The 13,473-nt window shown below is 45.3% G+C and carries 14 protein-coding genes and 1 tRNA gene; 1 reads left to right on the forward strand and 14 read right to left on the reverse strand.

All coding sequences use genetic code 11. The annotated features are described in order from the left end of the window. Positions 1–31: 31 nt before the first annotated feature. The 7 genes from RS24_RS04090 to RS24_RS04120 form a co-directional block, all read right to left on the reverse strand. Positions 32–2,317 (reverse strand): TonB-dependent receptor, encoded by a 2,286-nt coding sequence (locus RS24_RS04090; protein WP_021776927.1) that lies wholly within the window; start codon positions 2,315–2,317, stop codon positions 32–34. Between the two features lie 164 nt (positions 2,318–2,481). Next, positions 2,482–2,558, reverse strand: a tRNA-Pro gene (locus RS24_RS04095). Positions 2,559–2,625: 67 nt separating this feature from the next. After that, on the reverse strand, positions 2,626–3,024 hold the full coding sequence (locus RS24_RS10150) for a MerR family transcriptional regulator (protein WP_021776928.1): 399 nt from the start codon (positions 3,022–3,024) through the stop codon (positions 2,626–2,628). Then, positions 3,021–3,335 carry an integration host factor subunit alpha gene (locus tag RS24_RS04105; protein ID WP_021776929.1) on the reverse strand — a complete coding sequence of 105 codons (315 nt, stop codon included), beginning with the start codon at positions 3,333–3,335 and terminating at the stop codon, positions 3,021–3,023. The genes RS24_RS10150 and RS24_RS04105 overlap by 4 nt, the downstream gene beginning before the upstream one ends. Before the next feature lie 151 nt (positions 3,336–3,486). Next, entirely contained in the window at positions 3,487–4,518 is a 1,032-nt protein-coding gene (gene plsX, locus RS24_RS04110) for a phosphate acyltransferase PlsX (protein WP_021776930.1), read from the reverse strand. Between the two features lie 67 nt (positions 4,519–4,585). Then, positions 4,586–5,107 carry a DUF177 domain-containing protein gene (locus tag RS24_RS09725; protein ID WP_021776931.1) on the reverse strand — a complete coding sequence of 174 codons (522 nt, stop codon included), beginning with the start codon at positions 5,105–5,107 and terminating at the stop codon, positions 4,586–4,588. Positions 5,108–5,136: 29 nt separating this feature from the next. Beyond that, entirely contained in the window at positions 5,137–5,709 is a 573-nt protein-coding gene (locus RS24_RS04120) for a ubiquinol-cytochrome C chaperone family protein (protein WP_021776932.1), read from the reverse strand. A 136-nt stretch (positions 5,710–5,845) separates the two neighbouring features. On the opposite strand from RS24_RS04120, the gene RS24_RS04125 reads away from it, so the two are divergent. Continuing rightward, positions 5,846–6,358: an outer membrane protein assembly factor BamE gene (locus RS24_RS04125; RefSeq protein WP_021776933.1), complete on the forward strand. Its 513-nt coding sequence runs from the start codon at positions 5,846–5,848 to the stop codon at positions 6,356–6,358. A 71-nt stretch (positions 6,359–6,429) separates the two neighbouring features. Here RS24_RS04125 and RS24_RS04130 read toward each other — a convergent pair whose 3' ends face one another. The 7 genes from RS24_RS04130 to ribD form a co-directional block, all read right to left on the reverse strand. Then, on the reverse strand, positions 6,430–8,526 hold the full coding sequence (locus RS24_RS04130; protein WP_021776934.1) for a sodium-translocating pyrophosphatase: 2,097 nt from the start codon (positions 8,524–8,526) through the stop codon (positions 6,430–6,432). A 111-nt stretch (positions 8,527–8,637) separates the two neighbouring features. Further along, positions 8,638–9,609: a thiamine-phosphate kinase gene (gene thiL, locus RS24_RS04135; RefSeq protein ID WP_021776935.1), complete on the reverse strand. Its 972-nt coding sequence runs from the start codon at positions 9,607–9,609 to the stop codon at positions 8,638–8,640. A 6-nt stretch (positions 9,610–9,615) separates the two neighbouring features. Next, positions 9,616–10,083, reverse strand: a complete 468-nt coding sequence (gene nusB / locus RS24_RS04140; RefSeq protein WP_021776936.1) for a transcription antitermination factor NusB — start codon at positions 10,081–10,083, stop codon at positions 9,616–9,618. Then, the gene (gene ribH, locus RS24_RS04145) at positions 10,080–10,517 is read right to left on the reverse strand and encodes a 6,7-dimethyl-8-ribityllumazine synthase (RefSeq protein ID WP_021776937.1); all 438 of its coding nucleotides are present in this window, start codon (positions 10,515–10,517) and stop codon (positions 10,080–10,082) included. Before ribH ends, nusB begins: the two co-directional genes overlap by 4 nt. Positions 10,518–10,519: 2 nt before the next feature. Further along, positions 10,520–11,644, reverse strand: a complete 1,125-nt coding sequence (gene ribB, locus RS24_RS04150) for a 3,4-dihydroxy-2-butanone-4-phosphate synthase (protein ID WP_021776938.1) — start codon at positions 11,642–11,644, stop codon at positions 10,520–10,522. A 47-nt stretch (positions 11,645–11,691) separates the two neighbouring features. After that, positions 11,692–12,291: a riboflavin synthase gene (locus tag RS24_RS04155; protein WP_021776939.1), complete on the reverse strand. Its 600-nt coding sequence runs from the start codon at positions 12,289–12,291 to the stop codon at positions 11,692–11,694. A 42-nt stretch (positions 12,292–12,333) separates the two neighbouring features. Then, on the reverse strand, positions 12,334–13,437 hold the full coding sequence (gene ribD, locus RS24_RS04160; protein ID WP_021776940.1) for a bifunctional diaminohydroxyphosphoribosylaminopyrimidine deaminase/5-amino-6-(5-phosphoribosylamino)uracil reductase RibD: 1,104 nt from the start codon (positions 13,435–13,437) through the stop codon (positions 12,334–12,336). Positions 13,438–13,473 lie beyond the last annotated feature (36 nt).

The following is a 13,473-nucleotide window of genomic DNA, read 5'->3' on the forward strand; positions in this document are numbered from 1 at the left end:
TTGTTCATATGAACAAGTCAAATCACCGTACTTACCAGCTCATTGAAGCTGTCAGACCATAAGTAACCGGTTCTCCGAAATAGCCAAGGGTAATACCACCAAAACCTGGACCAAAATCGATGTAGTTGTTGATATACTCTTCATCCCCGATATTTTTACCCCAGAGTGTCAGTTTCATACTGTCATTACCGAATGGCAAATCAGACCAGATAAGTTGTGCATCAACTGTCCCATATGAGTCGACCAGTGTGTTATATGCGTTAGTACCGCCCGCATCAACTCCAACAAGCGCATATGGATATGTGAAGTAGTCATCAACATATGAATAATCAACATTCAGTTTAAGCGAACCGTTTGCACCGTTCATCAAGTCAGCATCAAAACCGATACCAAGTGTATTTTCCGGTGTATGCGGCAGGGCTCTATTATTGGCAACATCTGCGCCAAGCTCAAGAAACTCATCATATTCGGCATCAAGATAACCATAGCTGAGTCTCATCATCAGGCGTTCATTCGCCATAAACAGCGCCTCAATTTCAAGACCACTTATCGTTGCCTGACCAGCATTTCTCACATTAGAGGCTGCAGCCCCTTGCGCGGTAAAGATAGACAACTGCATATCTTCATGCTCATTGGTGAACAAGGCCGTGTTCAGTTGAAGGCGATCCTCCATCAGGCGCATTTTCGCACCAATCTCGAAAGAATTAACCTCTTCCGCATCATAAGGCGTTATCGTCTCAGCAAATGTAGCTGCCTCACCGTTGAAACCGCCAGACTTAAAGCCCTTGGCAAAACGCGCATAGAGATTTATGTCGTCATTATAGGCATATTCAAAAGCTAGCTCTGGTGACACATCGTCAAACTCTGTTGATGCCGTTGTCCCGGCAGGAATAAATGTACATGGGAAGGTATTTAAACATGCCGCGGCTGTTGCCGGATCGCTTGATGCAAGTGCAATACTTGTTCGGACAATATTTTTTTCCTCATCAGTATAACGCAGACCACCTTTGATAGTCAGCTGATCTGTAATTGGATAATCAAGCTGGGCGTAAACCGCATAGGCTTCAGTTTCACTACCATATTGAGAGTCAAATGAGTTACCGCCACCAAAATATTGTTGGGGGTTATTTGTATAGGCATCATCAGAGTAGTAGTAAGCGCCCAAAACATAATTAATATCGCCACGTGAGCCTAAAAGCTGGAATTCCTGACTTTTTGACTCAAAATCAGTGTAACGCGCTGTATGAGCAATGAAGAGAGGTGAGCCATCAAGATCAAGAACATCAGACCACTCCATATCACGAATACCTGTGATAGATTTGAATACTGCGTTATCGAGCTCGGCCTCAATAGTCAATGAGTGACCTTTAATTTTGGATTTCTCATGAACATTATTATCTAGTTGGACATTCTCTTGCCTATCAGAAAAAACATACTGATCAAGGGGGAAGAAAGCGCCACCAATTGCATAGAGAGGTGAGGTAGGATCAAAAATGTTTCCGGCACTCACGCGTACAGTCTGAGAATATGGCGGGTTTTGCGTGATGTTGCTGTAATCATAAGTATAGTCAATCACAACATTGTCTGTGATGTCGTAACTGAATGCAGCCAGCGCAGACACTTGATCTTTGTCCTCTAGATCACCATCTGGCCCGGTCGACTCAACAACACCGTCACGATCCAGCATATAGGCTGAAATTTTCGTGCGCAATTTACCTGTTTGTCCAATATCCAAATTCAGCTTGGTATGCTTACGATTATAATTACCGATACCGATTTCAGCGGATATACCAGACTCGTCTGATGGTTTTTTGGTGACAACATTAATAGCGCCGGCAAGTGTGTTACGTCCATAAAGCGTACCTTGTGGGCCGCGTAATACTTCCATTCTTTCCACATCAGCAACATCAAAAATACCGCCTTGTGTTTTACCGATGTAAACACCGTTCAAATACATACCAACGGTTGTTTCCCAAGTAATCGCAGGATTGATTGTGACACCACCACGGATGGCAACCTGAGCAGCTGTCCCGTTATTAGGTGCATTCGTGATGCGGAGGTTTGGGGTATATTTTTCAAGACCCGAAATGGAAGATATCTGGCGTTCTTCTAAAAAGTCACTACTATATGCAGAAACCGCTGCCGCAACTTCTTGCAGGCTTTCTTCACGTTTCTGTGCTGTGACAACAATTTCATCAAGAGCTTGAGCTGAGGCAGAAGAGACGTTCATGCCCCACCAAACAGCGGCTGCAAGACCGAATATAAAAGTTTTTTTAAAAAAATTGTCTGTTGACAATACATTCGCTTTTTTAAGCATCAGTTAACTCTCCATTAAAAAATTTGTAGATATTAAAGTGGCAAATTTACAAGAACTAATAAATGAACATAATTCGGAAAATAATGATAAAATCTAAACTGTTGCATATATGCACCGCAATATTCGGTTTCAAAATTTTAGGAATTGGGAGGTTGTTGCCTAATTGGTCGGAGTGGCGGGATTTGAACCCACGACCCCTTGTCCCCCAGACAAGTGCGCTACCGGGCTGCGCTACACTCCGTCCAATTAAAAGCAATGGACTATTATCTAGGAGCTTTTGAGAGAAGACGCAACAGAGTTTATTACGCCTAAGTTTCATCCGTCTTGAGAAGTAATTTAGCTTTTTCGAGAGTCTCGCGAATATTCTGAAGAGCTATTTTTGTTTTAGGGTCAGGGCCTGTATTTTCTTCGTCAGAAACAATGACCGTATCCAAACCGGAGGCATCAGAACGTAAAAGCATGCTGGCATCTTTTTCCTTTAGAAGTTTTTGGACGCCTTTAATAGTCATGCCTTTATCATGAAGCAGGTGCTTAATACCCTCAATTAAGGCAATATCTTCTGGTCTGTAGAGCCGCCGCCCACTCGCATTTTTAATGGGCTGAACCTGCTTAAACTTGCCCTCCCAAAACCGGAGAACATGAGTATCGACCTGCAGAATTTCTGCTACTTCACTGATGGATTTAAAAGCTTCTGGTGACTTTGTCACTTGGATGTAAATTTCTTGAAGGCTTCGTTTATACGGCCCTTCATCACATGACTTGCACGAAATGAGAGAACCCTACGTGGGGTAATTGGAACTTCTTCACCTGTTTTAGGGTTACGGCCAATACGACCGTTTTTCTGGCGAACGGAAAAAGTTCCAAAAGAAGAAAGCTTGACCTCTTCACCTGCAACGAGTGCCATGGAAACTTCGTCAAGCACAGCTTCAACAATGTCAGACGACTCAACGCGGGAAAGACCGATTTCATTATAGACGGCTTCACTCAAATCAGCACGTGTTAGTGTTTTGTTTGACATGTAACCTCCGAAATAACCCTTGAATATAAGCACAATGAATAGGCTGGAAACAACTGATTTTTATAGCAAATAAATACTTTATTTATAATTTCGGGGAGGGAATTGTGTATCTGTGGACATTTCAATAAAAAATATTGCGGAATAGCTGTGACTATTCCTGAATTGCAAGCAGCTCTTCTTCCATTTTATCCATCTCGTCAGCAATTTTTTCTGACATTTTATTAGCGGCCACTTCAATCGCTAGCTCTACCGCCGCTGCAATACCTTTAGGTGACGCACCACCATGGCTTTTAACCACGATACCATTCAGGCCAAGAAAAGTCCCGCCATTGACATTGTCCGGATCAAGCCTCTCCTTCAATGCCCCGAATGCCCCCCGCGCAAATATGTATCCGATACGAGCAAAAATTGAACTAACCATTACCTGCTTTAAATAGCCACTGATGAGCTGTGCGATACCCTCGGCGGTTTTAAGTGCCACATTACCGGTGAAACCATCGGTAACAACGACATCAACATCACCTTGAGAGATACCGTTACCTTCAACATAGCCGCAAAAATTAAGGGATGAGGATGTCAGCAAATCTGATGCCTGCTTCACACTATCCGTACCCTTCATTTCTTCAACGCCAATATTGAGAAGACTAATTCTCGGACTCTCCAGACCGAAAATAATACGGGCATAGGCGTCTCCCATAACCGCAAACTGAAAATATTGTTCTGCCGAGCCTCCAATAGTCGCACCCATATCCAGAACAATCGTCTCTCCTTTCATCGTAGGCCATATAGCTGCAATGGCTGGTCGTTCAATACCATTCAGAGTTTTCAAAATCACTTTTGACATCGCCATCAATGCACCGGTGTTTCCGGCTGAGACCACACCATCCGCAATGCCGGTATTCACCGCATCAATCGCCTGCCACATGCTACTTGTTTTGCGCCCCTGCCTTAAAGCCTGGCTGGGCTTCATATCCATATCAATAGACACATCACAATGATGCACTTTACTTGCAGCTTTTAGGGTTGGGAATTTATCAAGAAGCGGCTCTATCAGCTTTGCGTCACCAAACAGCAGAAACTCAGTTTCCGGTCTATGCTCTAAAGCAAGTGTGACACCTGTAAGAACTGTTTCCACATCCCGGTCACCGCCCATCACATCAATTGATATTCTTGTCTGAGACATGAATTACCCGTCAAAATTAATATAATCGCGGTAATCTAACCTAATTTGGGGTTATAGCAACGCCTAATCAATCTGCCTTAGGGGTGCTTAGTCTTTCCAAAACGGCAAAGGGATTGTCTTGTTTCTGGTCTTCGTCAACTTCTTCAGACTCAAGATAACTCAACGATACACCATTCTTTCTCGGATAGGGGCTAATGCCGAGAGATAAGTTCTGAATAGCGATTTCACCAATATCTGCTCGCCCATTTTGCAGTATTTCGGGTAAATCCTCATCTTCGTCATCTGCCATTCCCTTGGCTAGATGTTCGGGTAGCAGAAAAAACGCCAAGGGCTCCTCAATATGCTGAACAATCGTCTCAAGGCTTACCCCGCAAATTTGTTCAATATCTGCCTCAACAACCCCCTCAACGCGTAACCCTTGCTTACGCCAAGGGGTAATATCAACATCCATGCGCAAATTCATGAATCCCTCTACCCCAAGTCTGTTTTTTAATGCGTGGCACTCATCGTCTGACCCGATTGTCTGGAGTTTTGTGCCGGATGGCTTAATTTTGACAATATCAATAACGCGACTGAACTCATTATTCATAACAGCACCCTCTGACTTAAAAACGTGTCTTAGCGTGGTTCATTATCAAACAAAAAAATGTCACGTGACAAGAGCTGGTTCAAGGGTAGCTGACTTAAGGATATATCCATGTCGGTCATATATGTTGCCAACGCCCCGGCTCTGACCAGATTGTCATCACCTTCAGCCTCAGCAAACAGGTTCCTATGAATAACAGATGTCAGTTTATCTCTCCCGTCATCCATCACCTCGTCATAGGCAGCAACGCGCCCATAAAACGCCTCAGCCATTTTCTTAATTTTCTTGCTGACACTCAAATCCCCGACGCCCATTTCCCGCATCGCCTGATCCATATCCCTAAAAAATAGATCAAAAATAACCTGACCTGCACCATGCCGTCCCTGACCGTCGGCTTTCAGACGGCGCAACACAAGATAGATATGCATGACAAGAATTTCGAACCTGCCGTCAAAATCATCATTAGCACCTTTAGGCCCATAGAGGGCGGGCTTTCTGGCTTGCTTCATAATTGCCGTATAAACCGGCAGGTATAAATCCATCTCTTTATTCATACCGAGTAAAGATTTGAAAAAATTAACCAGAAATAAAAATAAATGTCGCATGCTACACCTTGAGCCAAAATGACTGTTGCGAAAATAGCCCTCTTGCGTAAAAGGTCAAGATAGCTGTATCACTAGGAAACTTTTAATTAAGAGTTTATAAGTTTCAAAGACGTATTTGCATTATGAAAGCTGACCAATGACCGGAATAATCACGGATAAAAAAAGTACCCTGACAACATATCTAAGTAAATCTTTACGCTTGGGGGCTGTGGCCATTACCGCCTCTTTAGTCTTCGGTCAAATTTCATGCGCACCAATTGTTTCCAATGTTGGCTATGTATTCGATGAGGAAACCCTTAATCAGGTCACCGTCGGATCTTCCAACAAGGAAATGGTTCGCAGCATAATGGGGTCGCCCTCAACCATCGCTCCTGTAGATGGCGCAGCCTACTATTATATTGCGAGCCGCATTGAAACCAACGCATACAAAAAGCCTGAAATAACTGATCGAAAGATTGTTGTTATCTATTTTGACGATAATGATATTGTCAATGATATTGGCGGTTACGGACTTGAGGATGGCAACATTGTCGCCTTTGTAGAACGTGTAACCGCAACCAGAGGTAAGGAGTTGAGCCTTCTTGCCCAACTGTTTGGCAACCTCGGACGCTTTAATTCTGGCAACCCAAACGCACTTCCCAGTAATTAATAAAATAATCTATTCATAAAAAACCCCGACATCTTTAAGATGCCGGGGTTAATTTTTGTTACTTTCAAACTCTAGTGAGCCAGAACAGCCAGCAGCAAGAGTGCCACAATATTGGTAATCTTAATCATCGGGTTAACCGCGGGGCCAGCAGTATCCTTATAAGGATCACCAACAGTATCACCGGTCACAGCCGCCTTATGAGCTTCAGAACCCTTACCGCCGTGATTACCGTCCTCAATATACTTTTTGGCGTTATCCCATGCACCGCCACCGGCAGTCATAGAAAGAGCCACAAAGAGACCTGTAACAATCACGCCAAGTAGCATCGCACCCAGCGCAGAGAATGCCGCACCACGGTCAGCAATTTGCTCAACGACAAAGTAAACCACGATTGGCGAAAGAACCGGCAGCAATGAAGGTACAATCATTTCCTTAATCGCTGAACGTGTCAGCAAGTCAACCGCAGATGTATAATCCGGCTTTTCTTCACCGGTCATAATGCCAGGCTTTTCACGGAACTGGCGGCGAACTTCTTCAACAATTGCACCCCCGGCACGGCCAACGGCCATCATGCCCATTGCGCCAAACAAATATGGCAACAGACCACCAATAAAGAGTCCGGCAACCACATAGGGGTTTGAAAGTGAGAAGTCGACTGTCACATCAGCGAAGTAAGAGAACCTCTCAGGGTTAGCAGAGAAGTACTTTAAATCTTCTGTATATGCCGCGAACAGCACCAATGCACCCAAACCAGCAGAGCCAATAGCGTAACCTTTTGTAACAGCTTTGGTGGTGTTACCGACAGCATCGAGGGCATCTGTTGTAGTGCGCACGTCTTCAGGCAGTTCGGCCATTTCTGCAATACCACCGGCATTGTCAGTGACAGGGCCAAATGCGTCGAGCGCAACAACCATTCCGGCAAGTGCCAGCATTGTTGAAACGGCAATCGCAATACCAAACAAACCGGCAAGGCTGTAAGTCGCAATGATACCTGCAACAATAACCAATGCAGGTAAAGCCGTTGCTTCCATAGAAACAGCCAGACCCTGAATGACATTTGTACCGTGTCCGGTGACTGAAGCCGCCGCAACTGATTTAACCGGACGATAATTAACACCGGTATAATATTCAGTAATCCAGATAATCAGACCTGTAATCACAAGACCAAGAACACCACAAATATAGAGATCCATGCCTGAGAAGCCTGAGTCTTCAATTTCACCAAGCCCAATATAATTGTCGGTGACAAAATACAGCGCAACCAAAGAGAGAACCGCTGACGCGATAAAGCCTTTATACAAAGCACCCATGATAGAGTTATTGCTACCAAGGCGGACAAAGAATGTGCCGATAATGGAGGTAACAATGCATGTCGCCCCAATTGCAAGCGGGTAAACCATCAGCGCTAACTCATTAAAGAAAATAGAAGCCAGAACCATCGTTGCCACAATCGTAACAGCATAGGTTTCAAACAAGTCAGCAGCCATACCCGCACAGTCACCAACATTGTCACCGACATTATCAGCGATAGTTGCCGGGTTTCTGGGGTCATCCTCCGGGATACCCGCTTCTACCTTACCAACCAGATCGCCACCAACATCAGCACCCTTGGTGAAAATACCACCACCCAATCTGGCAAAGATTGAGATAAGCGAAGCACCAAATCCAAGCGCAACCAGCGCATCAATGACCTGACGGTCAGAAGGGTCAAGACCCATGAATTGTGTCAGCACAACAAAGTAAACAGCAACAGACAACAGCGCCAGACCCGCAACCAGCATACCTGTAACAGCACCTGACTGGAAAGCAATCGACAGACCAGCGCCTAAGCTTTCGCTGGCAGCCTGGGTGGTCCGCACATTGGCACGCACGGATACAAGCATGCCGATATAGCCAGCAACACCTGAGAGGGCTGCCCCGACAACAAAGCCAATAGCGACTTTAGGGCCGAGCAACCAGCCCACCAGAACTGCGATAATAATGCCAACAATGGCAATAGTTGTGTATTGACGGTTCAGGTAAGCAGCAGCACCCTGCTGAATGGCGAATGCGATTTCTTGCATTCTTTCATTACCGGCATCTGCGGCCATAATGCTTCTAATCGCATATACGCCGTAAAGTATTGCCAGAACCCCTGCTCCAATAATAAGCATCATATCTGTGCTCATGGGTATCATCCTCATTTCATTTATTTGTGGGAATTAAAATATCCCGTTAAAGTTTCAGGAAAATCGCAAATTCCGTTGCAAAAGGCAACAGGCTAAAGGAAAAAGGTGTTGTTATTTTTTTATGCCAAAATGGGAAAAACCTGATTTTAACACTGAGGATGTCTCGGTAGGTAAAATTTTAAGTGTTGCGCCATTTGAATCCTGCAAAACCAATTCACTTCTATTAATAATGTGTCCAATTTTAGTCAGTTGGATGCTCTGGTCTGCCGCGAATTGTTTCAATTTGCCATGATTTTCAGATGGCGCAGTAAAAGCTAACTGATAATCATCCCCACCATTAAGTTGCGTCATTAAATCCTCATAAGCAGGGTCAGCAAAGGGTATTGCCGTCATATCAATCTGCATACCGCAAACAGATGCATCACAAACATGCCACAAATCGGCAAGGAGGCCATCAGAAACATCCACAGCCGCAGACATATAGGGTGCTGCAGCCAAGGCAAAATCTAAAGGTGGTTGCGGGTGTTCAAATAAGTCTCTGCAGGGAGATAATCGTCCGGCTTTAGCATCTTCAAGGCCAATAAATCCATGACCAATCGTTCCCGTGACAAAAATATCATCCCCTATTTTAGCACCAGCACGTTGTATCATGCCCCCTGTCGCAACCTCACCCATGAGTGTGAGACTGAACATGGCCTTATCAGGCGCCGCAACTGTATCACCGCCCAGCAATTGAATATGATAAGTGCTTAATGCCACCTCGACTTGTTGAGCGAAAGCCGCAATCCAATCTTCAGAAACATTTTTATGCGGTGCAAAATTCAGCAAACAAGCTTTTGGTGTCGCGCCTTTTGCAGCCAAATCCGAAATATTTACGCCGAAAAGCTTGGCAGCAATTTTGTCCGGTTGTGTATCGGGGAGATAATGAACACCTTCAATTATAGTGTCAGTGGTCAGCACCAGTTCATGTCCAACTGTCGGTGAATAAAGTGCGGCATCATCCTGCAAGCCCAACGCGCCACTGTCTTTGGCGAGGGGAGCAAAGTAATCTCGTATCAGATCAAACTCGTTTTTCTGAGACATAATTTTTCAAGATCTGGAAGTATTTGCAATTTTTTCAAAAATCGCATTTGCCATCCCCGCTTCAGGCGCATTGAAATAAGCATTCGCCATGGAGGTATATTCGGCAATACAGACTTTTACCGGAATATCTTTGCAAAACATTAACTCAAAAGTTCCTGCACGCATAATTGCACGCAAAGTAATATCTAAACGCTTAAGCACCCAACCTTCACGCAATAAATCATTAATGGCTTTATCAATATGACGTTGTTCATCAATCACACCCCGCAAAAGAGCTTCGAAATGGTCGCGATCTGCGTCCGGAAAGGTAACATTCCCCTCTTCGGTCTCAATCGGGAAGGCAAGTCGATAGGTATTGAACTCCTCAATAACTTTTTCAAGCGGTGCTTCGGCAATATCCATTTGATATAAGGCTTGTACAGCCATAAGCCGCGCGGCTTCTCTTCCGCTATAAGCAGTTGAGGTGACGCTCATTTGTCACCTTTCAAATCTTCGCGAATGGTCAAAAGGGTGAGCGCAGCCAACGCAGCTCCACCGCCTTTATTTTTGTCATTCTTATCACAACGCGCCCAAGCTTGCGCCTCATTTTCAACAGTTTGAATTCCATTACCGATAGCCAGGCTGTGTTGAATGCCAATATCCATCAACCCTCTGGCACTTTCGGCACAGACTGTATCATAATGCGTTGTTTCACCCCTAATGACGACACCAAGCGCGACAAAAGCATCATATTGACCGGTATCCATCGCAAATCTAATAGCTGGAGGAATTTCGAGAACACCTGGCACAGCTATGCGCTCATAGGTGTGTCCGGCGGCGTCAATCTCCGCAACGGCCCCGTCAACAAGAGCATCAGTAAGTGCCTCATAAAATCGCGCTTCAACAATAAGGATTTTCTTTTTGGTCAAAATTAGTCCTTTTCCCCAAATACTGGGCGCTGTCCGACAACTTCAATATCATACCCCTCAAGTCCCACGATCATGCGAGGCGTATCGGACAATAACTCAATTTCCTTCAAATTTAAATTGAGTAGAATTTGCGCGCCAATACCATACTCCCTCAGGCGAAGCGGCTCTTTTGAATTTTCTGGCGGGTGCATGGCGTCTGAGAAAGGAGTTGGCGATGTGTTTCTAATCAGCACAACAACGCCTCTTTCTTCTTCGGCAATCAACTCAAGCGAGCGCTGCAAAATTCGTCCTCTATTTGCTGCGTTTCCAACTTTCTGACCAAATAAATCGAGCAGGATATTTTCTGCATGCATTCGAACCAGAACGGGCGCGTCTGTTGAAATATCGCCTTTAATCAACGCAATATGCTCTTCATTTTCGATAATATTTTTGAAAACAACCGCTTTAAAATCAATATCACCCAGCAATTTGACGTCTTCTTCAAAAATACGTTCAACCAGCGTGTCATGGCGGCGGCGATAGGCAATCAAATCCGAGATTGTGCCAAGCTTGAGGCCGTGGAGTTGGGCAAACTGTACCAAATCCGGCAAGCGCGCCATGCTACCGTCATCATTCATAATTTCACAAATCACCCCAGCCGGATAAAGCCCAGCGAGGCGCGCAATATCAACTGCCGCTTCAGTATGTCCGGCACGCACAAGCACACCACCTGGTTTCGAAACGAGAGGAAACACATGCCCCGGCGATACAATGTCGGTGGCATTTTTCGTTGGGTCAATGGCAACCGATACTGTATGGGCGCGGTCATGCGCTGAAATACCTGTCGAGATACCCTCGCGCGCTTCGATTGAAACGGTAAAGGCAGTCTGATGACGTGACTGGTTTTGCGACGACATAAGCGACAATTCAAGTTGCTGTGAACGTTCTTCTGTTAAGGCTAGGCAAATTAGCCCGCGACCATACTTTGCCATAAAATTAATTGTCTCAGGTGTTACCATTTGCGCTGGCACAACAAGGTCTCCCTCATTCTCGCGGTCTTCCGCATCGACGAGAACAATCATCTTGCCGTTACGCACATCCTCAATGATTTCTTCAGTTGTGGAGAGATATTGTCCAAATTCTGACATATCGCTTTCCTTTTTCTCTTCTGGGTGATCATACACCCATTCGCAGATTAATCGTTTACTTCTTTTAATCTGGCAACATATCTAGCCAGCACATCGATCTCTATATTAATTAAATCGCCGGATTTCGATTGTCCCCATGTTGTTACCGCTTGGGTATGAGGAATCATATTGACCCCGAAATTATTTCCGCGCACTTCGTTTACTGTTAAAGATGTCCCGTCCAGAGTAACAGAACCTTTAGAAGCGATAAACATGGCAAGCGCTTCCGGTGCAGCAAAAACAAATCGCAAACTGTCACCATCAGGCTCAATCGATTTAATTTCTGCAATACCATCAACATGACCAGACACAATATGCCCGCCAAGCTCGTCACCCATTTTTAACGCTCGTTCAAGATTGAGCTTCGTTCCCACCGCCCAGTTCTTGGCTGTTGTAACATTCAGTGTCTCTGCCGACGCTTCCACTGCAAATCGTGGTGACGGGTTTTGCATTTTCTCAATCACAGTCAGACAAACACCTGAACAAGCAATCGAGGCGCCGATATCAATGCTTTGGGTATCATAGGAAGTTTCTATGACATATCGTGTATCCCCCATATGAGTGACCTCGATTATTGTGCCGACATCTGAGATTATTCCGGTAAACATGAATGCCCTTCCAATTCGATACTCTACTTAAACCACTTTTACTCAATATTGCGGTTTTACCCTACGGTAGAAAAACACACTATCTTGTGTATCTTTAGCCTCTACATCATTAGTTATATCGGTCGGCCAAATTTCAACCCGCACTTGTGAATACTTCGTTTGTGCAGACATATTTTCAATACCCATTAATTGCAAATCACTTTGCTCAGGCGGCCATGACGTATCTTCCAACCCAGAAGGGGTCTGGAAATGAACAATCTCATCTACGCAGTCTTCCGCCAAAAATGCCCGAGCAAGTCGCGGCCCACCTTCCAGCAAAACACGAGTAACCCCCCTTTCGCCAAGCGCCTTCAGCATATTCAGAGGAGAGTTATCATTCAGGAGTATCAAATCTTTATGGCCTGACAATATATAATCACCTTGCAGGGTTTTTTGGCTGGTCGCTACAGCCGGCGACGGACTTTGCGACACCAAACCCGGCAAACGACAACTCAGTGATGGGTTATCAGCCTCCAGCGTGCCACGGCCCACCAGAATCACATCATGTTCTGCTCGCATGAGATGCATTCGCCGCAGGGCTAATGTGCCGGTTAGCTGGCTGGCATGACCGGGAGGAGTTCGCATCATACCATTTTGGTCGGTAGCAATTTTTAGCGTCACCATTGGGCGTTTGAGATTTTGTAAGGTCAAAAACCCCGTATTTAACTCTGCTGCGAGAGTGGTTATTTCATCCTCATAAAGCATGACGACAATGCCCGCTGATTCAAGCATTTCAATACCACGACCTGCTACACGTGCATCCGTATCTTTTAATGCAATATGCACCTCAATGACCCCTGCCTGAATGAGAGCCTCTGCGCACGGACCAGTCTGCCCCTGATGCGCACATGGCTCAAGCGTTACATAAACCTTAGCGCCTCTGGCTTCAGTACCGGCCTGCAATAAAGCTTCAGTTTCAGCATGGGGTCTGCCGCCAGGTTGCGTCCAACCTCTGCCAATAATTTTTCCTTGCTTGGCAATCACACAGCCGACAGCTGGATTAGGCGCAACGCGACCTAAGCCCCTTCGCCCAAGATGCAGGGCGAGTAACATAAAGTCTCTATCTGTTTTTGTAAGTGAATGCGAGAGCGGGGGCTTATCAGTCATTAGCTCACCCTGTTTGGTAGCTGCCTTTGATGGGCA

This window comes from Candidatus Micropelagos thuwalensis (genome assembly GCF_000469155.1).
GTDB classification, from domain to species: Bacteria; Pseudomonadota; Alphaproteobacteria; order RS24; family RS24; genus Micropelagius; species Micropelagius thuwalensis.

Excerpts from the sequence above, each read along its gene's own strand:
- RS24_RS04090 (WP_021776927.1), bottom strand. The coding sequence starts at position 2,317 with ATGCTTAAAAAAGCGAATGTATTGTCAACAGACAATTTTTTTAAAAAA.
- RS24_RS04105 (WP_021776929.1), bottom strand. The coding sequence starts at position 3,335 with ATGTCAAACAAAACACTAACACGTGCTGATTTGAGTGAAGCCGTCTAT.
- plsX (WP_021776930.1), bottom strand. The coding sequence starts at position 4,518 with ATGTCTCAGACAAGAATATCAATTGATGTGATGGGCGGTGACCGGGAT.
- RS24_RS09725 (WP_021776931.1), bottom strand. The coding sequence starts at position 5,107 with ATGAATAATGAGTTCAGTCGCGTTATTGATATTGTCAAAATTAAGCCA.
- RS24_RS04120 (WP_021776932.1), bottom strand. The coding sequence starts at position 5,709 with ATGCGACATTTATTTTTATTTCTGGTTAATTTTTTCAAATCTTTACTC.
- RS24_RS04125 (WP_021776933.1), top strand. The coding sequence starts at position 5,846 with ATGACCGGAATAATCACGGATAAAAAAAGTACCCTGACAACATATCTA.
- RS24_RS04130 (WP_021776934.1), bottom strand. The coding sequence starts at position 8,526 with ATGAGCACAGATATGATGCTTATTATTGGAGCAGGGGTTCTGGCAATA.
- thiL (WP_021776935.1), bottom strand. The coding sequence starts at position 9,609 with ATGTCTCAGAAAAACGAGTTTGATCTGATACGAGATTACTTTGCTCCC.
- nusB (WP_021776936.1), bottom strand. The coding sequence starts at position 10,083 with ATGAGCGTCACCTCAACTGCTTATAGCGGAAGAGAAGCCGCGCGGCTT.
- ribB (WP_021776938.1), bottom strand. The coding sequence starts at position 11,644 with ATGTCAGAATTTGGACAATATCTCTCCACAACTGAAGAAATCATTGAG.
- RS24_RS04155 (WP_021776939.1), bottom strand. The coding sequence starts at position 12,291 with ATGTTTACCGGAATAATCTCAGATGTCGGCACAATAATCGAGGTCACT.
- ribD (WP_021776940.1), bottom strand. The coding sequence starts at position 13,437 with ATGACTGATAAGCCCCCGCTCTCGCATTCACTTACAAAAACAGATAGA.